The organism is Spongiibacter nanhainus (genome assembly GCF_016132545.1).
Taxonomy (GTDB): domain Bacteria; phylum Pseudomonadota; class Gammaproteobacteria; order Pseudomonadales; family Spongiibacteraceae; genus Spongiibacter; species Spongiibacter nanhainus.
On record NZ_CP066167.1, the window covers coordinates 1,469,052 to 1,492,561 of the forward strand.

At 58.3% G+C, this 23,510-nt stretch carries 19 protein-coding genes; 11 read left to right on the plus strand and 8 right to left on the minus strand.

Features of this window, described 5'->3' with window-relative positions:
• Nucleotides 1–157: 157 nt before the first annotated feature.
• The 7 genes from I6N98_RS06635 to I6N98_RS06665 all read right to left on the minus strand — a co-directional run bounded on the left by I6N98_RS06635 (nucleotide 158) and on the right by I6N98_RS06665 (nucleotide 10,894).
• Entirely contained in the window at nucleotides 158–2,644 is a 2,487-nt protein-coding gene (locus I6N98_RS06635; protein WP_198571006.1) for a TonB-dependent receptor, read from the minus strand.
• A gap of 349 nt (nucleotides 2,645–2,993) precedes the next feature.
• Entirely contained in the window at nucleotides 2,994–4,994 is a 2,001-nt protein-coding gene (locus I6N98_RS06640) for a pyrroloquinoline quinone-dependent dehydrogenase (protein ID WP_198571007.1), read from the minus strand.
• A gap of 260 nt (nucleotides 4,995–5,254) precedes the next feature.
• Complete coding sequence (locus I6N98_RS06645; protein ID WP_198571008.1) at nucleotides 5,255–5,704, minus strand: PaaI family thioesterase; 450 nt, start codon at nucleotides 5,702–5,704, stop codon at nucleotides 5,255–5,257.
• A gap of 2 nt (nucleotides 5,705–5,706) precedes the next feature.
• Nucleotides 5,707–6,648, minus strand: a complete 942-nt coding sequence (locus tag I6N98_RS06650) for an acyl-CoA dehydrogenase family protein (RefSeq protein WP_198571009.1) — start codon at nucleotides 6,646–6,648, stop codon at nucleotides 5,707–5,709.
• Nucleotides 6,648–7,784, minus strand: coding sequence for an acyl-CoA dehydrogenase family protein (locus tag I6N98_RS06655; protein WP_198571010.1), 1,137 nt, complete (start codon nucleotides 7,782–7,784; stop codon nucleotides 6,648–6,650). Before I6N98_RS06655 ends, I6N98_RS06650 begins: the two co-directional genes overlap by 1 nt.
• Nucleotides 7,785–7,840: 56 nt before the next feature.
• On the minus strand, nucleotides 7,841–8,653 hold the full coding sequence (locus I6N98_RS06660; RefSeq protein WP_198571011.1) for an enoyl-CoA hydratase/isomerase family protein: 813 nt from the start codon (nucleotides 8,651–8,653) through the stop codon (nucleotides 7,841–7,843).
• A gap of 36 nt (nucleotides 8,654–8,689) precedes the next feature.
• Nucleotides 8,690–10,894, minus strand: a complete 2,205-nt coding sequence (locus I6N98_RS06665; RefSeq protein ID WP_198571012.1) for an acyl-CoA dehydrogenase family protein — start codon at nucleotides 10,892–10,894, stop codon at nucleotides 8,690–8,692.
• A 299-nt stretch (nucleotides 10,895–11,193) separates the two neighbouring features.
• Here I6N98_RS06665 and I6N98_RS06670 point away from each other — a divergent pair, with 299 nt between their 5' ends.
• From I6N98_RS06670 to I6N98_RS06705, 8 genes are all read left to right on the plus strand, one after another.
• The gene (locus tag I6N98_RS06670) at nucleotides 11,194–12,693 is read left to right on the plus strand and encodes a CoA-acylating methylmalonate-semialdehyde dehydrogenase (RefSeq protein ID WP_273475593.1); all 1,500 of its coding nucleotides are present in this window, start codon (nucleotides 11,194–11,196) and stop codon (nucleotides 12,691–12,693) included.
• A 111-nt stretch (nucleotides 12,694–12,804) separates the two neighbouring features.
• Nucleotides 12,805–13,485 carry an SDR family NAD(P)-dependent oxidoreductase gene (locus tag I6N98_RS06675; protein ID WP_198571013.1) on the plus strand — a complete coding sequence of 227 codons (681 nt, stop codon included), beginning with the start codon at nucleotides 12,805–12,807 and terminating at the stop codon, nucleotides 13,483–13,485.
• Between the two features lie 95 nt (nucleotides 13,486–13,580).
• On the plus strand, nucleotides 13,581–14,978 hold the full coding sequence (locus I6N98_RS06680; RefSeq protein ID WP_198571014.1) for a CoA transferase: 1,398 nt from the start codon (nucleotides 13,581–13,583) through the stop codon (nucleotides 14,976–14,978).
• Entirely contained in the window at nucleotides 14,975–16,414 is a 1,440-nt protein-coding gene (locus tag I6N98_RS06685; RefSeq protein WP_198571015.1) for an amidohydrolase family protein, read from the plus strand. Before I6N98_RS06680 ends, I6N98_RS06685 begins: the two co-directional genes overlap by 4 nt.
• Before the next feature lie 44 nt (nucleotides 16,415–16,458).
• The gene (locus tag I6N98_RS06690) at nucleotides 16,459–17,343 is read left to right on the plus strand and encodes an enoyl-CoA hydratase/isomerase family protein (RefSeq protein WP_198571016.1); all 885 of its coding nucleotides are present in this window, start codon (nucleotides 16,459–16,461) and stop codon (nucleotides 17,341–17,343) included.
• Nucleotides 17,340–17,891 carry a nuclear transport factor 2 family protein gene (locus I6N98_RS06695; protein WP_198571017.1) on the plus strand — a complete coding sequence of 184 codons (552 nt, stop codon included), beginning with the start codon at nucleotides 17,340–17,342 and terminating at the stop codon, nucleotides 17,889–17,891. Before I6N98_RS06690 ends, I6N98_RS06695 begins: the two co-directional genes overlap by 4 nt.
• Nucleotides 17,892–17,902: 11 nt before the next feature.
• Complete coding sequence (locus I6N98_RS06700; RefSeq protein ID WP_198571018.1) at nucleotides 17,903–19,018, plus strand: NAD-dependent epimerase/dehydratase family protein; 1,116 nt, start codon at nucleotides 17,903–17,905, stop codon at nucleotides 19,016–19,018.
• Nucleotides 19,019–19,026: 8 nt separating this feature from the next.
• The gene (locus tag I6N98_RS06705) at nucleotides 19,027–19,317 is read left to right on the plus strand and encodes a DUF1330 domain-containing protein (RefSeq protein WP_198571019.1); all 291 of its coding nucleotides are present in this window, start codon (nucleotides 19,027–19,029) and stop codon (nucleotides 19,315–19,317) included.
• On the opposite strand, the gene I6N98_RS06710 is transcribed toward I6N98_RS06705, so the two are convergent.
• On the minus strand, nucleotides 19,312–20,247 hold the full coding sequence (locus I6N98_RS06710; protein WP_198571020.1) for a Gfo/Idh/MocA family protein: 936 nt from the start codon (nucleotides 20,245–20,247) through the stop codon (nucleotides 19,312–19,314). The genes I6N98_RS06705 and I6N98_RS06710 overlap by 6 nt on opposite strands.
• 130 nt (nucleotides 20,248–20,377) lie before the next feature.
• Between I6N98_RS06710 and I6N98_RS06715 the strand changes: the two genes are divergently transcribed.
• Genes I6N98_RS06715 through I6N98_RS06725 form a run of 3 tightly spaced genes read left to right on the plus strand, consistent with a single transcriptional unit; the run spans nucleotide 20,378 to nucleotide 23,510 of the window.
• On the plus strand, nucleotides 20,378–21,511 hold the full coding sequence (locus I6N98_RS06715; RefSeq protein ID WP_198571021.1) for an LLM class flavin-dependent oxidoreductase: 1,134 nt from the start codon (nucleotides 20,378–20,380) through the stop codon (nucleotides 21,509–21,511).
• The gene (locus I6N98_RS06720) at nucleotides 21,508–22,671 is read left to right on the plus strand and encodes a sulfotransferase family protein (protein WP_198571022.1); all 1,164 of its coding nucleotides are present in this window, start codon (nucleotides 21,508–21,510) and stop codon (nucleotides 22,669–22,671) included. The genes I6N98_RS06715 and I6N98_RS06720 overlap by 4 nt, the downstream gene beginning before the upstream one ends.
• Entirely contained in the window at nucleotides 22,668–23,510 is an 843-nt protein-coding gene (locus tag I6N98_RS06725; RefSeq protein ID WP_198571023.1) for a sugar phosphate isomerase/epimerase family protein, read from the plus strand. The genes I6N98_RS06720 and I6N98_RS06725 overlap by 4 nt, the downstream gene beginning before the upstream one ends.

The window sequence follows — 23,510 nt, forward strand, 5'->3', positions numbered from 1 at the left end:
TTTCCTGCCCGCTCGGGTGAGCGGGTGGCTGATTTGCTATGTGCTAAAGCCTAGCGGAAATGCTCAGCTGTCGCCTCGTCCGTTTATTGGGACTCGCTGACTAGACGGATGACAGAAGGCAAAGGGTGAGGGTTGTCCCCTCACCGAACTTGCGTTGCTAGAAATGGTAGCGTAGGCGGGCGCCGTACATTTTCGGTGCACCCATCTGACGAGAGGAGAACCCTAGGGAGGAGTCAGTGCCGGAAATGTAGGTCGCGTACTCCTCGTCTGTAATATTGGTGACAAAGGCGCTGAGATCCAGTGGCAGGCCCGCTATGTCCATCCAACTGGCGTTGATATTAGTAATCCGGAATGACGGAAGGATATCAAAGGGGGTTGTTCCGCTCGCGGACATTCTCTGCTCGCCAACATAGGCATGGGTTGCACCCAGGGAGAGGCGGCCGGCATTGAGCGGTAAATCGAATATGTAATTCACATTGGCGGTGTAGGAGACGTCAGCGGCAAAGGGGAGAGTATCGCCTTCTACTGCACTGGGAGCGAAGGTGCTGCCGGCAACCGGGCCACCCGCTGCTTCAACGGCGGCTTGGTTGTTTTCAGCTTCCAGCAGCTCGGTGAGCAAGCGAGAGTAAGACAGGCTCAGACTGAGGCCTTCGGTCAACTGGAAGAAAGCGTCGAACTCCGCACCTCTTATTTCCGCTTTACCCGCATTGAAGATGGCAGTGGTGGGCCCCTTCGCTGTGGACACATAACCGCCCTGCAATTGCATATCGGTCAGTTCGTTGTGGAAAAGTGCAAAATTGAAGCGGCCTGGAATAATCCACTCAAATGACGTTTTGGCGCCGATCTCGTAGGTATCCACGGTTTCTTCATCGTGGGTTTGAATACCCGCGTCCGCTGCCATATTGACACTGCCCTGGCGATAGCCGCGAACATACTTAGCGTACACCATGGACGTTTCTGTTGGCCGATATTGCAGCTCGATCAAGCCAGTGGGAGCTTCGCTGCTTTGGCTGGCTTGCTCGTCACTTACAATCGGATCCTGGCGGATTGTGCCAATGAAATTATGTTGGGCGAACAGGACTTCCCCTTCGGTGTCGTCCCAGGTGTAGCGAAGGCCGGTGGTCAGTGCCCAGGTTTGATTGAAGTGATACGTACCCTGAGAGTATATCGCCTTGTTTTCGTACTCGGTTTTATTGCGGATGTTGCTGACGCCGCCGATTTGACCGCCGGTGGGGTCAAAACAGTTGTATTGCTCCGGGTCACCGGTTTCGATGGTGGCGATCTCGCAGGAGATCAAAATGGCTGAGTCGTTACCACTAAAGCCATTGGGTTTGCTGTCTTCGTAGTAAACGCCCGCTTGCCAGTCCAGTTTATCTTCAAAGGCCATGCCTTGTATTTGAAGTTCTGCGACTCGGCCTTGCTGATCGGTAACTGGCCGGTTCGGGTTAGTCAGAGAGACGCCTGGTGAGAACTCCCGGTTTGGATCGGCAACGGAAATATCAAAACCAAAGGGCAGTACCGCCGCTTGGGTTTCAGTGAACTGTGTGCCGAAAACGTCAGAGCTGTTTTCTGTGTACAACTCAGTGATCGCCATAATCGCGTTCAGGGTATAGTTCTCACTGAAATTCCAGGAAAACTTGTTGATGATGCGAAGGTCTTCTATGGCGGTGATGGGTTTAGAGACTGTGCTGACCACATCGTAGAAGCCGTCGTTGCCGTTGGCGGCCTGATCAGCCAACTGCTGTTGGCAGCCTAAGCCAGTAAAAGCAACCAATGGGTTTTCCAGCGGCGTGTCATCGGTGCAGTCAAACAATCTGGAGGTGTTGCCGAAGGTCTCAGAGTCGGCGTAGTTGACCACCAAGTAGTTTTGCATGGTGTCGTTGATGTCCCACAGGGCGCTGGCGCGGACGGCGGTGTAATCAACATTGTTCAGCTCACTGGTGCCTATGCGGGTCACGTTGTTCAGGTAGCCATCTTTTTCTTTGTGATCCACACCGAAACGGAGCTTAAAGCTATCGCTAAGCGGTACGTTCAGAACGGTTTGGTATTGGTTGAGGCCAAAATCGCCACCGCTATATTCCAGGTAGCCGCCAAAGGTATCTTCTGGTTTATTGGGCACCATCAGAACCGCACCCCCCGTGGTATTGCGTCCGAACAGTGTGCCCTGCGGGCCTTTAAGTACCTGAATATTCGACAGGTCGAATAGTGTGCCGGGGCCGGCACCGTCTCCGGAGGTTTGTACGTTCTGACCCCGAGGGGCAGTCACTTCTGCAAAGTAAACACCCACCGAGGCGGTGGTACGCAGCTCTTTGGTGAAGCCACGTATGGCGAAAGAGGCGTTTTCCGAACCGAAGCGGTTATTGGTGCTCAGGCCGGGTGTGTAGGTCGCGATGTCCGCCGAGTTGCTCATATTGGCATTGGCGATTTGGTCCTGGCTAAGTACCGTCATTGAAATTGCAACGTCTTGCAGGTTCTGTGCCTTGCGCTGCGCGGTGACGATAATCTCTTCTAATACCGGTGCGTTGTTATTCTCGGTTTCAGCGCCCTGGCCATTCTGACTCAGGACAGGCAAAGAGTAGGTCAGAAGTCCTGCACTTAAAGCCAAAGTGCCGGCGCGCGCGGCGGACAGGTAGTGGGGGAACATAACAGCCTCTTTCTTGGAGTGATTATTTTTTATATACGCGGGGTTGCGGACTCCGCTTACAGTCAATCTTTACCACTTACGTTGTTTTGAACTACAAAGGTTCATACGTGCGTGTGGTTTTATTGTAGGGGTGAAGCTTGCCATACAATTGAGTTACAAATCAACATAGTTGTTTACTAACGATTTTTATATGTTAGGCAGGATGGAGAGCGCGCCCTAAATTTGGAAACTCAAAAGGGATTAACAGAGACAGAGTAATAAGCGTAAAAACTGCAGGAGAAGGAGGCTGTGCGGGGAGTCGCGGGGGAAGCCAGCGCAGTTGGACTGCGCTGGTCGGTCGAATAATGACTTAGTTTGGAAGTTTAAAGGCCATCACCGCATCGCCGGGCTCTGCGCCATACATGGTGTGGCCGCCAGCAGTGACGAAGATGTACTGCTCGCCGTCGATGTCGTAGGTGACTGGCACAGAGTTGGCGGCGAAGGGCAGCTCGGCGCTCCACACCACCTCACCAGTTTGCAGGTCAAATGCGCGGAACATCTTGTCCAGTGAATAGCCGATAAAGACCAGCCCGCCGGCTGTGGCGAGTGGCCCGCCGGCGCCTGGGGTGCCCAGCTCCATGGAGAAGGGGGCGCCCATCATTGCACCCACGTCACCCAGTGGTACATCCCACAAAATCTTCTTGTTGACGATATCTACTGCGGTCAGGCCAGCCCAGGGTGGTTCGGAACAGGGCGCGCCCAGCGGCGACAGCAGGGGTTTAACGTTGGGTACATAGGGCGAGCCTTTAACGTCGAAGGTCATGGAGCCGCCGGTTTCGATAGACTGCACTTCCACCAGTTCGGCTTGATCCCTAGGCGTTAGTGTGACCACGGTGGGAACCCGGTTGGAGGGAACCACCATGATGTTGCTGTCGGGGTCGAAGGCGCCGCCGCCCCAGTTGGGGCCGCCGCCCACAGAGGGTGAGAAGATAGTGCCCTGTTCACTGACAGGGGTGTAAATAGGCCCGTAACGGTATTTTTCCGCCTCGCGCTTACACAGCCACTTGTCGATAAAGGTGAAGCCCCACACATCCTCGGGGGAGAAGCTTTGTGGTACCAGTGCCGGCATCCCTACCGGGAAGGGCTGAGTGGGTGACAACTCTTCGCCCGCCACGGCGCCAGCCTGGGGAACAGCGCGCTCTTCGATGGGCACCAGGGGTTCGCCGGTCGCGCGATCAAAGACAAAGATCAGTCCCATCTTGGTGTTTTGCACCAGCGCGGGCACCATGGCGCCGTCCTTGGGGTAGTCCAGCAGCATTGGCTGGGCGGGGACGTCGTAGTCAAACACGTTGTGGTGCACCAGCTGCTGGTGCCAGGCCACTTCGCCAGTTGCGCCTTTCAAGGCTACCACGGAGGTGGTGTAGTGGTTGTCGCCAGCGCGATCGCCGCCGTAGAAGTCGCTGGTGGAACTGGTTGTTGGCAGATAGACCAGATCCAAGTCCTGGTCAGCGGCCATGGTGCTCCACACGTTGCCGCCGCCAAAGCCTTCGCCGCTGCCTTTTTCCCAGGATGCAGACGCCGGATCGCTGGGGTCTCTGGGCACTGGGTCAAAGCTCCAGCGGAATTCGCCGGTGCGGGCGTCATAGGCCATTACCCGGCCGCTGGGAGCGTCGACCCGCTGGTTATCGGCTACCGCAGAGCCCACCACGACCACATCGTTGACTACGGTGGGGTTAGAGGTGGCGATCACTTCGCCGGGCCAGATTTGCGGCATGCTGGTGGGCATCTGTACCTCACCGTTGTCGCCGAAGGAGGGGCAGGCCTTGCCAGTTTTGGCGTCGATGGCCAGCAGACGGTAGTCGGCGGTGCCCAGGAATATGCGGGAATTGCAGAGAACCTCGCCTTGCGCATCGTTGTCTACCCAAGCCGATATGCCGCGACATTTACGCATGCCCACTTCCGGGTCTTTGGGGTCAAAACGCCAGCGCTCGGTCCCGGTTTTAGGGTCCAGGGCAATGAGCTTGCGGGTGGTGGTACACACCACCAGGTTGCCCTCGATCAGACTGGGCTGATCCTCAAAGGCGATCAGGTTACCGGTGGTGTCGCCCTGGGGCAGGTCGCCGGTGTTGTAGGTCCAGGCTTGCTGCAATTGTGCCACGTTACTGCGGCTTATCTGCTTGAGAGGTGAGAACTTGGTGCCCAGCTGGTGTTGGTCTACGACTTCCCGGTTCACCTGTGCGGCGGCGGGGGTAGCGGTAACTTCGATATGATCGTTGGCGTGGCTGCTTGCTGCGCCGGTGGCAAGGAGAGCCAGGCTGAAAGCTGCAGCTAGGGGCCTGCGGAGCGTGGTAATGGGTCGAGTTAATCGCATAGCTTCTGATTTCTTAGTTATAGTCATCGTTATCGGAAGTCTCGCGACCCTGGTGTGAAGGGCCAGCGGCCAATCACCATTCACCAATCAAATGGCTCAGAGGGAGCGAGGGCTAGTTAATGCACACAGTGTTTCATATTTTAATCAACACTGTTGTTGTTGGCCAATGCAATGGCAACAAAAAGTCAAAAATTAACCATTCGGTAACGGTCACTCGGAGCTGTTACGTGGGAAGGCTCCGCTCAATGGCAAAAACCGCGCTATTTACGCTTGGCCAGCACGCTCCAAACCCCCTCTGCGCTGGCAATGATCTTATCGCCGGTTTTGATCAGGCCGCGAACAAACAAGACTTGGGAGGTCTGGCGAATCAACTCGGATTGGCAATAGATAAACTCGCCGACACGGGCCACTGAGACAAACTGGGTTTGCAGTGAGGTGGTTACGCAGCGGAAGCGTTCCTCGCCCATGGCGTCGGCGACCGCGGCGCCCAGGCCAACATCGGCAAAGGTCATGATCAACCCGCCGTGACTGGTGCCGATATGGTTATTGCAGTGTTTTTCTTCCAGCAGGATGCCCAAGGTGGTCTTGCCGTCTTGCTTGATTCGCCAGAAGGGTCCCGCCTGTGCGGTAAAGCCGCCGGCGGTGATTTTTTCCCAGCCCTGTTCGATAAGCTCGGCTTCGCTGTAATTGCTATTGCTAAGATTCAACATTCTCAGGCCACATCATAACTTTGGTGCTGAAATGTAAAGTGGCCCGCGGCCAGGGCTTGGGCGCTGCGACCTCCCAACTCGGAGATCAACGCTTTCATGCGATAGGTCCACAGGTGCAGGTCCATCTCCAGAGTCATACCCATGGCGCCACTCATTTGGTGCATATCGTAGGCGATGCGGCTGGCGCTCTCCTGGCCATGCAGCGCGGCCAAAGCGGCGTCACCGGCATCGCCAGACCAGGCAGCTTTCAAGGCTAGCCAGCGTACGCCGCCGGCCAGCACGGTGCACTCGGCAAGGCGGTGGCGCAGAGCCTGGAAGGTGCCGATGGGGCGACCGAACTGCTTGCGTACGCTGACGTGTTCAACGGTGGCGTCGATGGCGGCCTTCATCAGCCCGGCCATTTCCGCGGCGTTGGCGATACGCAACCAGGTTTTGATCAATTCGCCGTGCTCACTGGACAGCGGCGTCACCGGAACCTCGCTGCTCAGTTTAGCCATCGGGTAGGCAAACAGGGAGTCGGGCAGGGCGGTGGTTTGCCCGGCTTCGGGGTGGGCGATGCCGAGCTGGTCACCGTCAATCACAATGACGGTTTTGGCGCTGGCCACAAAGCGTCCGGGGCGGCCGTTTTCCACCACCGCGAAGGGGCGTGGTAGCTCGGTGCCATTGTCCAAGCTGGCCAGGGCCACTGGCAGCAGCATCGACAGGGCAATTTCGGCGGTGTAGGGCAATTGCGCCAGCCGCTCTACCGCCAGGGCGGCGGTTATCGGGCCCATATCCTCCATGCTGGCAAGCTCAAAAAAACCACTGGCGGCCAGCTGTTCCTCCAGCTCCTCGCTGACCAGGGCAAAGCCGTGAAAATCTACTGGCGAACTGGAGAAAGGAGCGGCGAGTTTTTCCAGCTCGCTGGTGACGGCGAGTTGATCGTCGTTAAGGGTGAAATCCATCAGCGCGGCTCCCGGGGTAGTTCGAGGTATTGGGTAGCGATTAGGTTGAGCTGTATCTCGGCAGCACCGGAGGCGACCCCGGCAACGATGCCCCGTTGGTGGTGGGCCAGCAACATGGGATGCTCGCCGCTGATTGCCTCGGGTACATGTTCCACCACAAACTCTGCCACCTGGCGTTCGCAGTTCACCGTGGCGAAGCGGCCGACGCTGGCTTCGGGGCCGGGGATTTTGCCCCGGGCGCGTTGGTCGATAATGCTGTAGCTATAGAGTTTGGCGGCTTCGCAGGCAGCGTGGGCCTTGGCAGCTTGCTCCATGGCGCCAGAGCTCAAACGATCGGCTTGTTTGAGTATATCTACGGCTTTGCGAAGGGTATCGGAGGCCAGGGCAAAGCGGGGAATACCCACTCGCTCTAACGACAGTGCTTTGCCGACAATTTCCCAGGCCTGACCCTCTTCGCCTAAGCGGGCGGATTCCGGCACCACCACATCGTCAAAGAACACTTCGTGGATGTCTCCCTCGCCGATGATGCTGGGGATATCCCGGACGGTGATGCCCGGGGTGTCCATGGGGATCAGGAAAATGGAAATGCCGTTTTTGCCGGTGCCGGTCCGCGCCAGGCAAAAGCAGGTGTCGGCGTCGCCGGCATAGGAGGTCCAGATTTTCTGGCCATTGATTTTGTAACTGTCGCCGTCTTTGTCGGCGCGGGTGCGCAGCGAGGCTAGATCGGAGCCGGACTCGGGCTCGGAGAAGCCCTGGCACCACAGGGTTTCACCCCGGGCCATGGGCGGAATGTACTGCTGTTGTTGCTGCTCTGAGCCAAATAGCATCAGGGTGGGACCGATCCAGTTCACGTTCATGTACTGCCCGCCACGGGGTTCCCCGGCGATCCACATTTCCTCGGCGAGGATAAAGGCGATCCACGGGTCGGCGTCGCAGCCGCCCCAGGCTTCCGGCCAGTGGGGCACCAGCAGTCCCTCTTTGGCCAGTGCACCGCAGAAGGTCTTGGCAAAAGCCGATTGCTCCTTGGAGGCGGGGCCGTGGGCAATGTGCTCCCAGTCAGCCGGGAGGTGTGTTTTTAGAAAGTCCTGAACGCGGGCGCGAAAGGCCAGCTGTTCGTCGGTCCAGGCGAAGTCCATAGCGTTATTACCTGTTGCAAAACCTGTTGCAGAGCGGGTCCCGGAGGAAAGCTCGGTTAGTCTTTTTTGCCCTGGGAGCCAATGCTTTTCACGTAGCGCTCGATGCCGGCCAGATATTCCGGGTTGAGCATCAGTGCGCTGTTGGCCATACGCTCGACATGGCGGGCCTGGTCGCGGCCCACTTCGCTACACAGCTCAATGGCTATTTTGGCGGTGCCCATCTGCTCGGCGTTTTGCTTGGCGATGTGACGGCAGAAGTTCATGGCGTCTTCGTCAAAATTCTCGTCGGGGTAAACTTCGTGAACCAGCCCCATGGTCAGTGCGCGGTCGGCATCGGCGGGCAGGTTGGCCATGATCAGGTAGCGAGCCCAGTGGGGGCCGACAATGCGGGTCAGACGGCTGACGCCATTGGAGGCCGGTAGCACACCGAATTTGCCTTCTGGAAACGCATAACTGGCGCTCTTGGCCGCGAGGCGGAAGTCACAGGACAGTGACATCTCTAGACCGCCGCCAACGCAGGTGCCCTGGTGGGCGACGACGATGGGCTTTTCAATATGCTCCATCTCGTCGTAGATGCGGTGCATGCCATGTAAGCCCAAACGATGCTTTTCGCGGATTGCGACACCGGTGGTGGCGGGTTTTTCTGGCTCGCCGGAGCGGTCGCGGAGGTCTGCACCGGAGCAGAAGTAGCGGCCGGTGGCGCGGATCAGCATCACCTTCAGTTCCGGGGTGTCCCGAAAACGCAGCAGGGCTTCCTCAAACAACTGCATGGTTTGCCCGGTGAGGGCATTGAGCTTGTCGGGTCGGTTTAGAGTCGCAATTAAAATACCGTCTTCTTCGCTGACCAATAAGTGCGGCGCGTCGCTCATGGTGTTTTCCTTTTAGTTTTATTAATGTCCTTCATCCTACCCGCGAGTGCGGGGCAGGCCCAGCGCCCGTTCGGCGATCATGCTGCGATGAACCTCACTGGTGCCGCCGTAGATGGTGGTGCCGTGAGCGTGGCGATAGGCCAGGTTCAATTCGCCTGCCGGGCCCTCACGCTTGGACAAGGAGTGGGGCGCTGTCAGATCCAATAGATCCCGGGCGTCGGATTGGAATTTCTCCGACGAGAACATTTTGGTCATGGGACCGTAAGCTTTGCTCTCCAGACCGTTGACTCCGGTCCACAGTGCGCGGTTACCCAGCACTTCACCGATGTAGGCGTGCAGCTTGGAACGCGCCAGTCGTTTTTGCGCATCGACATGCTCGATCAGCGCTTTGCCGCCCACTGACACTTCTCGGCACAGGGCTTCGGCGGCCTCGGTCATGGCGAACTGGCTCTTCATAAAGCCGCCGCCGTGTTCCAATTCCAGTGCCGCAGCCATGACTTTAACGCCGCCGTCGACGGGGCCCAAGCGATACTTATCCGGCACCTGTACGTTGTCATAGAAGGTGGCGTTGGTGCGCTCGTCCTGGAAGGTGTGCACTGGTTGAATCTCGATACCTTCGGCGTCCAAAGGCACCACAAACATGGTCAGGCCCTTGTGCTTAGCCACATCGGGGTTGGTGCGAGTCAGCATCAGCACGTACTGGGCGATATTGGCACCGCTGGTCCACATTTTGGCGCCGTCGATCCGCCAGGAGCCGTCTTCTTGCTGGGTGGCTTTGGTTTTACAGGCAAATACGTCTGAGCCACAACCGGGCTCTGAGTAGCCCAGGCTGCAGATGGCGTCGCCACTGATAATTTTGCTGAGGACTTCGTCTTTCAGCTCGTCATTGCCGCACTTCTGAATCATGGTGCCCACCAGCATCGAGGTGCTGACCGGGTGGCTGGTCCAGCCGTGTTTTTCCCACACACGGCTCAGGGCGACAGCGGCGTAGGGTTCGGCGTCGCGACCACCGTACTCTTTTGACCAAGCCGGGAACAGAAAGCGGTTTTCAGCGAGGATTTTATGTACACCCCGGTCGAAACCGTCGAAGGAGTAGTGAGCTTTGGCGCGCAGTTCCGGAGTCAGAGTGGCGTTAAACAGATCATCTAACTCCTTGGCCATGGCGCGAGCGTCGTCGCCCAGATCGAAGTCAATGGCGATCTCACCCACCTCGGGCAGAGCGGCACTTTCATTGGCGTAGAGGCGACGGCCGGCTTCTTCAAGGAAGCGGGTGGGGTCACCCACTACCAGCGGCCAGGCTTTGGCGCGCAGGGTGTAGAGATGGATGTCGTATTCTGTGGCCAGGCCATAGCCACCAAAGGTGTGCAGGGCCTGAGTCACGGCGCGACCGGCGGTGTCGGCATTCCACCACAGTGACATAGACACTTCTGCGCCGGCATCGGCTTCGCCGTGGGCAATATCGTGAATGGCCTTCCAGTTAAAATATTTACCGCCGTCAATGTCGACGATCAAATCCGCCAGGGGGTGGGAAATACCCTGATAGGCGCCGATGGCTTGGCCAAAGGCTTCGCGCTCGCAGGCATAGGTGGCGGCCTTTTGCACCGCCTCTCTAGCGAGGCCGGACAGGCCCGCTGCCATCATCAATTTCCACTCTTCCAGGCCCTGGGCAAAGGTGGTCAGGGCGTCGTTGCCGCTGCCAAGCACACTTTGCTCCGCGGCACCCAAGTCAATCTCGGCAATGGGGGTGGAGGCAAGGTTGGCTTCGCCTTGGCCGGATACCTGGCAAAGCACTATATCGTTGCCGCGGCGGGCGATGACCGCGCTGGCCACGGCGCCGCCGGCAATCCACTGAACCTTTTGGTCATTGATGTCGTGGTAGGCAATGCTGACCACGTCGCTGCCGGCAATGGCCTGCTCCAACAGGTCGCCCTGGCTATCGCCGGCCAGTTTGGCCAGCAGTCGTGTGGCGACCAATGTCTCAGCAATGGGGCCAGAGGCGAGGGTGCGACCGGCTTCTTCCATCAATACGGCGGCGTCCAGAACCCCCAAGCCCAGGCCACCCAGCTCTTCGGGTACCCGCAGGGAGAAAGCGCCCAGCTCGGCAAGACCCTGCCAAAAGGCTTGATCGAAGCCACCTTGCTCGGCGGCGGCACGTACCCGCTCTGGGCTGCTTTGCTCGTCCATAAAACGGGCAAAACTGTCAGCAATCATGCGCTGGTCTTCGGTCAACTCGAAATTCATGGGCGTCGTAGCTCCGTGTGCATTTTATAGGTACCGCATTAGTGGGTGAGCTCGCTCGATGGGGCTCTGTCGGTTTACGGTACGCGTTATTGATATTAGTAGATGCGCGTTTGGGAATTGCGCTGTTATCGTAGTGTAAAAGACTAGCAGTCGCGCATTATGTGGTCAACACTGGTGTACAATAGTGATCTGTGACAGAATGCGCGTTAGCTATCGCGGTGGCCCACAATTGCCCGTTTGGCGACTGGGTATTGGCAGCACACAGCAGCGCTGTTGTATTGAGAAGTTATGAGGACAGAATGATGAGTTTGATTGGTCACTTTATTGCCGGGGAGGTCGTTACCGACGCACCGCGCACTTTGCCTGTATACAACCCTGCGACAGGTGAGTCCAACAAGACCGTAGCGGTGGCTGACAGCGCAACCGTAGAGCGTGCAATCGAAGTGGCCCAGGCAGCGTTTCCGGCCTGGCGCAATACACCGCCGATGAAGCGGGCCCGGGTGATGTATCGCTTTAAAGAACTGTTGGAGGCCAATGCCGATAAGATTGTCGCGATGATTACCGACGAGCACGGCAAGGTGCTGGACGACGCCCGGGGCGAGTTGATGCGGGGCATTGAGGTAGTGGAATATGCCTGCGGCGCGCCTGAGCTCCTGAAAGGCGAGCACAGCAAAAATGCCGGCCCTGCCATTGATGCCTGGAGTGAGTTCCAGCCACTGGGTGTGGTGGCCGGTATCACCCCGTTTAACTTCCCTGCCATGGTGCCTTTGTGGATGTATCCCATGGCGCTGGTGTGCGGCAACACATTTATCCTTAAACCTTCTGAGCGCGACCCCTCGGCGCCGCTGTTTATTGCCCAACTGTTGAAAGAGGCAGGCCTGCCGGACGGCGTATTCAATGTGGTCAATGGCGACAAAGAAGCGGTGGATACCTTGCTGTCCGATCCACGCATCGAGGCCGTGTCCTTTGTGGGTTCTACCCCCGTCGCTGAGTCTGTGTATCGCACCGCCTGTAACCACGGCAAGCGCTGCCAGGCCCTGGGTGGCGCCAAAAACCACGCCATTGTGATGCCGGATGCCGATGCCGACGATGCAGCCGATGCGTTGATGGGGGCCGCCTACGGTTCTGCCGGTGAGCGCTGCATGGCCATCTCGGTGGTCGTCGCGGTGGGCGAGGACACAGCCGATACCATTGTGGAAAAACTGAAGAGTCGTATCGCTGGCTTGAAAGTCGGGCCTGGAACCGATGCCTCTCACGATATGGGGCCGCTGATTACCCAGGCTCATCAGCAGCGGGTTGCGTCTTACATCGATCGCTGTGAGAGCGAAGGGGCCGAGCTGGTCTGCGATGGTCGCCAATACAGCGTGCCCGGCCACGAAGGGGGCTACTTCCTGGGGGCCAGTCTGTTTGATCGGGTCAAGCCGGGGATGTCGATCTACGAGGACGAAATCTTTGGGCCAGCGCTTTGCGTGGTGCGGGTGGATAGCCTGCAGGAAGGCATGAAGCTGATCGACGATCACGAATACGGCAACGGCACTTGTATCTTTACCCGGGATGGTGAAGCCGCGCGCTTCTTTACCGACAACATCAAGGTTGGCATGGTGGGGGTCAATGTGCCGCTGCCGGTGCCGGTGGCGTCCCAGAGCTTTGGCGGTTGGAAGCGCTCACTGTTTGGCGACTTATCGATCTATGGGCCGGATGCAGTGCGGTTCTATACCCGTCGCAAGACTATTACCCAGCGCTGGCCTTCCAGTGGTCTGCGGGAGGGGGCAGCGTTTTCCTTCCCCTCCAGCAAATAACAGCATCGACATTATAAAAATCGCGGGCTCCTTAGCGGGGCCCTTTTCTACATTGGATGCACCGTCATCCACCAATACGGCAATTACCCATAAAGTAATGTGAGGTAGAGGATGGATCTGGAAAATAAAATTATTGTAGTGACTGGCGCGCTGGGTTCTCTCGGACGGGGCGTATGCAGTGCGGCTGTAGCAGCGGGCGCCACTGTGCTGGCGGTAGATTGTGTGGACGGCGAGCCGGTGGCGGGTGCCAAGGCGGTGCCGGCATTGGACCTGGGGGATGCCAAGGCCACCCAGGCCCGCTTTGCCGAGCTGGCCAAAGAATACGGCCGTATCGACGGTCTGGTAAATATCGCCGGCGGCTTTGCCTGGGAAACGCTGGCCGAGGGCAGCATCGATACTTGGGACCAGCAGTATCAAATCAATTTGCGCACCGCGGTGAGTGCCAGCCAGGCGGCGCTGCCGCATTTCCCCGCTGGCGGCGGCCGTATCGTCAATATCAGTGCCGCCGGCGCCATGAAAGCGGCAGCCGGTTTGGGGGCCTACGCGGCGGCCAAGTCTGGTGTGGCCAAGCTCACGGAAGCGCTCTCTGAAGAGCTGAAAGAAAAGAACATCACCGTGAACGCGGTGCTCCCCAGCGTGATCGACACCAAGCCCAACCGCGAGGCCATGGCCGATGCCGACTTCTCCACCTGGGTGACACCAGAGGCCCTGGGCAAGGTGATTTTGTTCCTGCTGAGCTCCGCCAGCGAGCCGATTACCGGTGCATTGATTCCGGTGACCGGTAGGGTGTAAGCCCCGGGCTTGTGGACGTGTAAGGCAGTAAAATAACGCGACACGTCAATGCCTTGCCGAATTCACTCAGCGTCGCTGACAGCGTGATAAGCTGTGTGAATTCGGGCAACTTTTCTTACCTTTCTATGGCGTCGCTGTCTCCCTATCGCTCCGGGCTCCAGGAAATAACCGCGCAGGATTACGGTCATGCGCTGTTGTCCTCTATGGGGGTTGGCGAGCCCCTGCTGGCGGCGCTACCTGCCGATAATCGTTCTGCCAGTGCATTGTGGGCGGACTCCGGCGCCATGGCCTTGACCGGCTTGCCGGACGGCGCGCCCCTGCATTCGCCAGCGCCTTTGGCTGCCTGTGCCCAGGGTGCCTGGCTGGCGCTATCGACTTTATGTCCTGAACACTTTGCCTCCGACTTTGCCGCCTACCGGCTGTTGGGGGAGCGTGCGGCACTATTTGGTTATAAACGCCAGGGAGATCGTTCCCCGGGGGGCAGTTGTCGCTTGTTGTCCTGCGCCGACGCGATACTGGCCATCAACCTCGCCCGGGACGATGACTTTGAGCTGTTGCCGGCCTGGTTGCAGACCGATGTCCACGATTGGGAGGGGCTGGCGGCGGAATTGCCGGACTACCCGGCGGCGCTGTTACTGGAGCGCGCCCGCCTGCTGGGCTTGGCGGTGGCGGTGAGTTCGGCCCCTGCTTGTGACGGTCCGGGGCACAGTGCCGATCCCGCCTCGTGGTTTAGACAAACACCTTATGGTGCAAGGCGTCGCCCGACGTCCGCCGATGAACAGCCGTTGGTGGTGGATCTCAGCAGTCTGTGGGCCGGGCCTTTATGTGGTCAGTTATTGGCGCAATCCGGTGCCCGGGTGATTAAGGTAGAAGGCCTGACTCGAGCCGATGGTGCTCGCACCGGGTCGCCAGCATTTTTTGATCTGATGAACAGTGGCAAAGAGTGTGTCGCCTTGGATCTGACCAGTGAGAAAGGACAGCGGCAGTTATACCGACTGTTGGAGCTCGCCGATATCGTGATTGAATCCACTCGACCCAGAGCCCTGGAACAGATGCAGATCAATGCCGAGCCGATGCTGGCCCAGCGTCCCGGCAAGGTGTGGTTGAGTATCACCGGCTACGGTCGCTGTGCTCCCAATCGGGACTGGATTGCCTACGGCGACGACGCCGGGGTGGCGGCGGGCTTATCCCAGCTGATGGAACAGGTTTACGGCCAGCCCTTGATCTGTGGTGATGCCATCGCCGACCCCCTGACGGGTCTTCACAGCGCCGTGTTAGCGCGACATGCCTGGCATCAAGGCGGTGGCGTGTTGCTGGATGTGGCGCTACGGGATGTGGTGAACTTTGGCGCCGGATTCAGCGCTGATCCCCGCTTGTGCCAGCCTGACCTCAAGTCGTACCCGGTATCCCCGCCGGTGGCCCGGCGGGCCCCGCTTCGCGCTGGTGAGCTCGGACGGGACACGCAAGCAGTCTGTCGGGAGTTTGGCCTGTGACCTCGCCCGATTCCACCACTTATTTGGTAAGCAATGGCCAGGATGTTGACGGCAATGCCCTGTCGGTGCGACTGGATCGCGGGGGCATAGTAGCTGCGGCAGCATCCCTGCATCCGCAGCCCGGCGAGCCCGAGCTGGATGCCAGGGGTGGCGTAATCCTGCCAGGGCTTCGGGATCATCACCTGCATTTGTTTGCCGCCGCCTCGGCGCGGCGTTCACTGCACTGCGGCCCACCCCAGGTGAACAATGCAGCGGATCTGCGTGAGGCCTTAGGGCAGCACTGTGCAGTCAACCGGGATTGGGTTCGTGGTGTGGGATTCCACGATAGTGTCTGCCCAGATCTGAATCGGCATTGGTTGGATGCGGTATGCGCCGACGTACCGGTAAGAGTGCAGCACCGCAGCGGCATGATGTGGGTGCTGAACTCGGCGGCCATCGAGGCGCTAAGTATTGATGCTGGCGATGCCTTGCCGCTGGGTGCCGAGCGGGATGGGAGCGGGGCACTGACCGGTCGTTTTTACGACTGTGACGACTGGCTGGGGCAACGCATCCCCCGCAGTGCATTGAGTTTGACAAGCTTATCCCGGGATTTGGCTCGGTTAGGCATTAGCGCTGTCACAGAAACCGGCGTCAATAACGGTCTAAGTCAGTGGCAATCTTTGCGGGATGCCGTTGTGTCTGGTCAGTTCAAGCAGCGCCTGCTGGTCATGGGTAATGAAAGCCTCAACGGGGTGGAAGATGCTATTCCGGGCCGAATTGAAGTCGGTCCTTTAAAACTCTACCTGCGGGAGGCGGCCTTGCCGGATATGGCTGAGTTTACCCGGCGTATCGCCGAGGCTCACCGTTACCAGCGGTGCATTGCCGTGCACTGCGTTACCCGGGTGGAACTGCACTTTGCCTTGGCGGCGCTAGAGGAGGCCGGTGCACTACCCGGAGATCGCATAGAGCATGCCTCGGTAACTGACGACTATGCCATGGACAAGCTCGCTACCCTGGGTGTGACTGCAGTCACTCAGCCGCACTTTATTGCCGAGCGTGGCGATCAGTATTTACGAGACGTCGATGCCGACGATATCCCGCTGCTGTATCGCGGGGCGGGATTTCTCGACAGGGGGGTGGCTTTAGCTGCCGGCAGCGATGCCCCCTATGGTGATATCGACCCCTGGGCGGGCATGGCTGCAGCCATTAATCGTCGCAGCCGGAGCGGCCAGGTCTTGCAAGCCGGTGAGGCCATAGACCCCGAACAAGCGGCATCGCTTTATAGCGGGCTGTTACGGAAACCCGGGGGTGGGCTGACGGTTCAGTCGGGGATGGAAGCGGATTTGTGTGTGCTGGATGCACCGTGGCAACAATGTCGGCAGGACTTGCGACGGGATCATGTCGTGGCCACCTTCAGCAGTGGCCAACTGATTTACCATCGCGATAATCAACAATAACACCGCCGATAAAAGGTGGCTTGAGGACCATTAGAGAGAACCCCATGGCCAGTATAGTCATACCCACAGAGCAGGCCGGTGATGACCTGCACTGGTTGCGCCAGCAAAGTGTTCCGGTCATTGCCTTTGGTGAGGGCAGTGCCGCTGCGGCTGATGTGCTGGTTCCAGACCGGAAATCCGCCGAGGCGATTGCCGAGCGCGCAGCAAAATGGCCACAAGCCGCCCAGGTACTGGTGCAAGTGTTGCGGGCCAGCGAAACGCTGGCGGTGGAGTCAGCCCTGGATGTGGAGTCCCTGGCTTACGCTACTTTGCAGGGCGGTGGCGAGTTTGCCGCCTGGCGCCAAAGCCAGCCCGCCGAAGAGATACCCCAAGACGAAAACGATGAACCGGTCTTGCTCAATCGCGAGGGCAATACTCTACAAGCGCAGCTCAATCGACCGGCGCTGCGCAATTCCATGACGGTGGCTATGCGGGAAGGCTGGATGACAGCCCTGTCGGTATTGGAGGCGGACGACAGCATTACTGAATTGCAGTTTTCGGGACGCGGTAGCTGCTTCAGTGTCGGCGGCGAACTGCGTGAGTTTGGCAGCGCACCGGATGTAGCCACAGCCCATTGGGTACGATCTGTTCACAGCCCTGCGCGAAAAGTCCATGCCTTGCGGGAGCGGATTTGCTTTTATGTTCATGGTGCCTGCCTTGGGTCTGGGGTGGAATTGCCAGCCTTTGCCAGTCGCGTCGTGGCGCACCCCAAGAGTTTTTTTCAGCTTCCCGAGTTGCAGCTGGGGCTGGTGCCTGGGGCGGGGGGAACGGTGAGCATACCCCGTCGCATCGGGCGCCAGCGCACGGCGTGGATGGTGCTCAGCGGACGACGCATCAACGCCCGAACGGCCCTGGAGTGGGGCTTGGTCGACGCCTTGTCCGAGACGTGAGTCGGGCAGCGCGCAATCACATTTACTACAACAATAAGGGGGATAATACGGTGGATGCTGTCACTATCTTGCTGGATATTGAGGCAATCAAAAATCTCAAGGCCCGCTACTGCCGGCTGCTGGATACCAAAGATTGGACGGACTGGAGATCCCTCTTTACTGACGATTTTCTCAGCGATACCTCGGAGTCCGGTGGCAAAGTGATTGAAGGGGGCGATGAGTTTGTCGCCTTTGTGCAAAAGATGTTGGGCAAGTCATCTAGGGTGACAGTCCATCAGGTTCACGCGCCGGAAATTACCATAACCTCAGAGACCACCGCTGAGGGTGTATGGGCCCTGGAGGATGTTGTGCGTTTGGCGCCCGGCTTTAATATGCGGGGCTTTGGTCACTACAAGGAAACCTACACAAAAATCGATGGCCAGTGGAAATTCCAAACTTCGACCCTGACCCGGCTGCGGATGGATATTTTTAATCTGTTGTTCTCGATCTACATGCCGCCCTGGCTTCAGCGTCTCGGGTCAAAAAGTGGATCAAAGCGTGGATCATAAAAGGCATCGTGATGAGTGAAGCAATATTAGTTACGGGTGCGATGGGGCAGGTAGGCAAACGCTGCGTCGAAATCCTGCTGGCCCGGGGGGGGGCGGTGGTGGCAACGGACGTCAGTACGCCCGCTAATGCCAAGGCCGCGAGCCAACTCCAGCAGTTGCATACCTCCGACAAGCTACAGGTAGCGTTTGTAGACCTCACCGATCGGGAGGGAGTGCTAGATCTCGTTCGGCGCTATCAACCGGGCGCCATTATTCATTTGGCCGCCATCGTGTCGCCGGTCTGTTATGCCATGCCGGAGCTGGCCCATCGGGTCAATGTCGATGGGACCCGCAACCTGGTGGCAGCAGCAACGGCGTTAAAGGATGCACCGCTATTTATTTTTGCCTCCAGTTCCGCCGTCTATGGATCATGTAACCCTAATACACAGGCGGTGATTAATTCCGAGACGCCCACCAAGCCCATCGAGTGTTATGGCATGGACAAAGTTCTCGGTGAGCAAAGTGTGGTGGAATCGGGTCTGCCCTATGGTATTTTGCGTTTAGCGGGCGTTTTGTCGCCGGACGGTTTTGGCAAAATGAGCGATGAATACCGAGCCTTGGTCAGAGCCACACCTGGCGATAATCGAGTTCACGGCATCGATGCCCGGGACGTGGCATTGGCCTTTGCCAATGCCACGCAGTTGCCCCAGCCGCATCGCAATAGAGTGTTCTTGGTGGCCGGTGACGACAGCTATTGCAAAACTCAACGGGAGATCGAAGACGATGTGATGGCCGCCTTGGGAGTAGGCCGCCTGGGTCCAGAGGCCAGTCTGCCCGGTGACCCCGATGACGATCTTGGCTGGAGTTTTACCAACTGGTTCGATATTGGCGATGCCCAAGACGTTTTGCAGTTTCAGCAGCATCGCTGGGACGACACATTGGCGTGGTTAAAGTCTTCACTCAACCCCGTGGTCCGGATTGCGGTGCGGGGATTGGCACCGTTGATACGCCAAGGCATGATGGCCTCGATTCGCCGGCAGCGTAAAAAAGAACAACGAGGACCTTATGCCGCACCCTGGTCCCTAATCGGCCAGCTTTATGGTGACGGCGTGCTGGTACCAGAACAACTACCAGAGCGACAGGAGTAACTATTGCTATGCCCGCCTATTTAATTGTGTTGCAACAATCTGCCACGGAAGATGCCGAGTCCCTGGCCGAATACCAGCAACTCACCCGGGAAATGAATAACCCCACGCCGGTCGATCCCAAAGTGGTCTACGGCGCGATTGAGGGGCTGGAGGGTGTAGCTCCCGAGGCGGTAGTGGTGCTGGAGTTCGCCTCCAAGGATGAAGCTCGGGCCTGGTACAACAATGAAGACTACCAGCGTGCTTTGCCGATGCGCTTGAAAGCGGCTAAATACCAAGCCTTTATCGTTGAGGGCTTATAGCGCTGCCCGCATCGTCTCCAAAACTCGTGCGCAGCGTAAGCCATCTTCAAAGTTAGGCGCGATCTGACGCTTCGCCTTTATTGATTTTTCCACTTCTTGTAGCCAGGCCTGAAGCGAGGCCTGCAAGGTGTTAACTCCGGCGGGGAAGGGCGTGTTGTGTTGGCTGCCGTCCGCTTTGGTGAGGTTCAGTGACTCCCCCTGGCGTATGGCAATACTGCCCTCGCTGCCCATCAATAAGACTTGTCCCGGTTGGTCGACAGCGGCGGCAAAGCTGCTGTCCAGTAGTGCCGTGGTGCCGTTTGACAGTGTAAACAAGGCACTGATGGCGTCTTCGGCGCTGGCCTGTGTCGGGTTACCGTCTCTGTCTTTCCGCAGTGGAAAGTCAATTCTCGGTTGGCTGTAGACATCGTCGATGTAGCCAAACAACCAGTGCAGCTGATCGACAAAGTGACTGGCGTAGGCGCCGATCCAACCCCCTCCCAACTGCCTTTCAAATAGCCAGCCGTGTGGCACTTGGCGCCCGCGGGATAAATGCATCGAGGAGCTCAGGTGCAACGGTTCACCGATAGCGCCATCGTCCAGCAGTTTCTTGAGTTGTTGCCACAAGGGGTCGTAACGAAATTCAAAGTTAAGGAAGTGCAGCGCGCTGCTTTGATTGACCATCGCCACCATACTTTCGGCATCGGCAGTATTACAGCCAAAGGGCTTGTCGCACAGCACGTTGCAGTTGTGCTCCAGGGCTTTGGCGACCAGGTCTTTGTGCATAAACGGCGGCGCGTGGATGGAGACGAGGTCGCAGGTTGTGGCCAGTGCCGTGTTTAGACCAGCCTGGTCTCTTGGCGAGACGATGTCCACCTCCCAGCCAAGTGCCTGAAACGCCGGTGCCATGGCGTATTGACCGAATCCCGTGCCGATAATAATGACCCGCATTGTCTGCTCTTGCTCCTCATTGTGATTGTTATTGAATTTACAAGTAGTCATCAGTGGTGATTAAATACCCGTATAGATGATGATAACAAATAACACAGTCTATGGCGGTACACGCCAAAGCGGAGAGCATATGAAGGTCCAACCCGCCGCGTTTCTGCGGACCACTTTACCTCTGGATTTCAGTCAGTTAGAGAACTTTGATAGCGGTCGCTATCACTCGATTTGGCTCCCCGATCACATGGTCAGCTTCTGGCCCGACTCGATCTGGACGCCGGAATTTACCGAGCTGGCCACAGTATCGCCGTCGCCACACCGGCATCTGGATGGCATGGCGGTAGCGGCTGCGGCTGCAGTGCAAACCCGCAACGTGCCCATTGCCACCAGCGTGGTGGATACCGTGCGCCGTCACCCGTCCCTGCTGGCTCAGTCGGCACTGACCTTGGATTACCTGTCCAAGGGGCGTTTTATCCTCGGCATTGGCAGCGGTGAGACCGAGAACACGGTGCCCTACGGCTTTGACTTTAATAAACCGGTAGGGCGTTTTGAAGAAGCTTTGAAAGTCATTCGCCTGCTGTGGGAGAGCGAGGGGCCAGTGGATTTTGAGGGCAAATTCTACCGCTTGGAGCACGCCCGCCTGGATACCGAGCCCTATGAAGGCAAGTTTCCGTCTATTTGGATTGGCGCCAGTGGACCGCGGATGCTGAAAATCACCGGTCGTTATGCCGATGGCTGGTGGCCTGCCGGCGCCTGGTCGCCGGAGGAGTACGCCGACAAATTGGCGGTGATTCGCCAGGAAGCAGAACGGGTAGGGCGCGACCCGATGGCCATTGTCCCGGCCTTTATCATGACCTGCCTGATTGGCGATGACGATGAGTTGGCCGAGATACTCAAGGCGCCCCTGGTCAAAGCGTGGATACTGCAGATCTCTGCCCCGGCGCTTAAAAGTTTTGGCTTTGATCACCCCATGGGGGAGGATTGGCGCGGCTATCAGGACATCAACCCCGGTGTACTGACCCGGGAGCGCATTCTCGATATGTGCGAGAAGGTCGACCCCGAATCGATACTGGCGGTGATTCCACATGGCTCACCGAAACAGGTCGCCCGACAAATCAAGGGGTTTGTGGATGCCGGTCTGCGGGTACCTAAAATCCTCGATTACGGTGGTATGGCTGGTTTGAAGTATGGCGCCGCGTCCCCGGGCAAAGTGCGGGAGACCGAGGACGAGTTGCTGAAGTTGTGCGGCCAAAGCGGAGGTGAATCGTGAATGATATTCTCAAAGCACAGACCCTGCTCGCTGAAGCTGAAGCCGATACCGGGCTAAATGATTACGGCGATCCCAGTTTTGCGTCCCGCTTTGCCATTGCGATGGAGCAGCTGCATAAACTTAACCTGGATGAGTCCGGCCAGCGCGCCGCCGCGGACGTCAGTTTGGGCTTGTTAAAGTCCCGGCTGCAGTTCTTCGACGATCATAAGCGCTACCCAGGTTTGGCCGACGAGGTGATTGAGCGCCCGATCTTTGCGACGGGGGAGCCCCGGTCCGGCACCACACTGCTGCATGCACTGTTGTCGGTGGACCCGGACTCCCGCTCGCTGCGTTTCTGGGAAGTAATGTATCCCTCACCGCCACCGGGGCTGGCTACTGAGGATGATCCTCGCCGGACTCGTGCCGACGAGGACTGGCGGGAGATCAACACCATGGCGCCCGACTGGCTGAAGATTCACCCCTACAACGATATGTTAGGAGACGGCCTGCCGGAGTGTGAGCGGACCTGGGCGATGGACTTTCGGGTGATGACCCCCACCGCCTGGTGGCGAGCCCCCATCGGGATGTTTGTGGGCGGTATGCCCACCGATCCCGCCGCCCAGTACCGCATCCACAAGATGATGTTGCAGCACTGCCAGCACGGTCGACCCAAAAAACGCTGGGCGCTCAAGGGCTTTCACGGTCCGCGCTTGCAGGCCTTCTTTGACACCTATCCCGACGCCCGTTTGATTTGGACGCATCGGGATCCGGTGCAGGTCACTGCCTCTCGTATCGGTATGGCGGCGGCGCTGACCAAGGCCTTTGCCCGGGGTGTGGTGGATGTTAAAGAGCAGGCGGCGATTCACCTGGCAGCGACCCGGGCCGGTATTGAAGACACCATGAACAATCCTCTGGTGGACGACCCGCGCATCCACCACGTTCGCTACACCGACTTTATTGCCGACCCGGTGGGCACGGTGGGTAAGTTCTACGATTTTTGTGGCATTGAATTCACCGCCCAGGCGGAACAGGCAATGCGGGATTACTTGGCTAACAATCGCGGCGACCGCTATGGAAAGTTCCGCTACTCAGCCGATGATATCGGCGTAGATATCCAGCAACTAAATCGTGAGTTCGCCCCCTACCGAGAGCGCTTTGGACTCGAGGCGGAGTTGAAGTGACACAGAAATTGGCCAAGGCAATGCACCCCAGAGTGGCGGTCAATGGCATTTGCCTGATGACCCAGTCACTGGCCCAGCAGGCCGAGAGTTGGCAGCGGCTTGGCGCCCAGCGGGTGAGTTTTGTGGGCTTACAGATCGAGAAAGAGGGCTTGGACAGCGCCCGGAATGCCTTGGCCAGTGGTGACTACCAGGTGGAAACCGTGGTGCATACCTACATGGTTGGGCAGCACCTCAATCCCGATCCAGGGAGCTGGCAGGGCCCGCGGGATCGTCTGCTGGCGCAGATTGATGCCACCAGTGAGTTGGGTGCCCGATCTATCTATATGACCACCGGCGGCCGGGGTGACATGAGTTGGGAACAGGCGGCGGATGTGTTTGCCGAGGCCATTGCCCCCTGCGTTGATCGGGCAAAGGCGGTGGGTTTGCCGCTGCTGGTGGAAAACGCGCCGCCCGCTTATGCCGATATCCATATTGCTCACACCCTGCGCGATACCATAACACTGGCCGAGCGCGCCGGTATCGGCGTGTGCATGGACATCTTCAGTTGTTGGACCGAAGCCGGGCTGCGTGGCTTGATTGAAAAAGCGGCGCCGCGTCTGCATTTGGTACAGGTCAGCGACTACGTTTACGGCGATCGAGCGCTGCCGGCCCGGGCAGTACCCGGCGACGGCGACATACCCCTTAAGGATATTCTTCGCTGGCTGATTGATGCCGGTTACCGCAACGGCTTTGATCTGGAATTACTGGGCCCGCGCATCGATAACGAGGGGGCTGAAGCGGCGGTAGCCCGGGCCGGAGCCTGGGTCGGTGAACAACTGATACACATCGGGAGCGACTAA

What these genes read in the sequence shown, in the direction of transcription:
- I6N98_RS06635 (WP_198571006.1), bottom strand. Translation starts at nt 2,644, where the DNA reads ATGTTCCCCCACTACCTGTCCGCCGCGCGCGCCGGCACTTTGGCTTTA.
- I6N98_RS06640 (WP_198571007.1), bottom strand. Translation starts at nt 4,994, where the DNA reads ATGCGATTAACTCGACCCATTACCACGCTCCGCAGGCCCCTAGCTGCA.
- I6N98_RS06645 (WP_198571008.1), bottom strand. Translation starts at nt 5,704, where the DNA reads ATGTTGAATCTTAGCAATAGCAATTACAGCGAAGCCGAGCTTATCGAA.
- I6N98_RS06650 (WP_198571009.1), bottom strand. Translation starts at nt 6,648, where the DNA reads ATGGATTTCACCCTTAACGACGATCAACTCGCCGTCACCAGCGAGCTG.
- I6N98_RS06655 (WP_198571010.1), bottom strand. Translation starts at nt 7,784, where the DNA reads ATGGACTTCGCCTGGACCGACGAACAGCTGGCCTTTCGCGCCCGCGTT.
- I6N98_RS06660 (WP_198571011.1), bottom strand. Translation starts at nt 8,653, where the DNA reads ATGAGCGACGCGCCGCACTTATTGGTCAGCGAAGAAGACGGTATTTTA.
- I6N98_RS06665 (WP_198571012.1), bottom strand. Translation starts at nt 10,894, where the DNA reads ATGAATTTCGAGTTGACCGAAGACCAGCGCATGATTGCTGACAGTTTT.
- I6N98_RS06670 (WP_273475593.1), top strand. Translation starts at nt 11,194, where the DNA reads ATGATGAGTTTGATTGGTCACTTTATTGCCGGGGAGGTCGTTACCGAC.
- I6N98_RS06675 (WP_198571013.1), top strand. Translation starts at nt 12,805, where the DNA reads ATGGATCTGGAAAATAAAATTATTGTAGTGACTGGCGCGCTGGGTTCT.
- I6N98_RS06690 (WP_198571016.1), top strand. Translation starts at nt 16,459, where the DNA reads ATGGCCAGTATAGTCATACCCACAGAGCAGGCCGGTGATGACCTGCAC.
- I6N98_RS06700 (WP_198571018.1), top strand. Translation starts at nt 17,903, where the DNA reads ATGAGTGAAGCAATATTAGTTACGGGTGCGATGGGGCAGGTAGGCAAA.
- I6N98_RS06705 (WP_198571019.1), top strand. Translation starts at nt 19,027, where the DNA reads ATGCCCGCCTATTTAATTGTGTTGCAACAATCTGCCACGGAAGATGCC.
- I6N98_RS06710 (WP_198571020.1), bottom strand. Translation starts at nt 20,247, where the DNA reads ATGCGGGTCATTATTATCGGCACGGGATTCGGTCAATACGCCATGGCA.
- I6N98_RS06715 (WP_198571021.1), top strand. Translation starts at nt 20,378, where the DNA reads ATGAAGGTCCAACCCGCCGCGTTTCTGCGGACCACTTTACCTCTGGAT.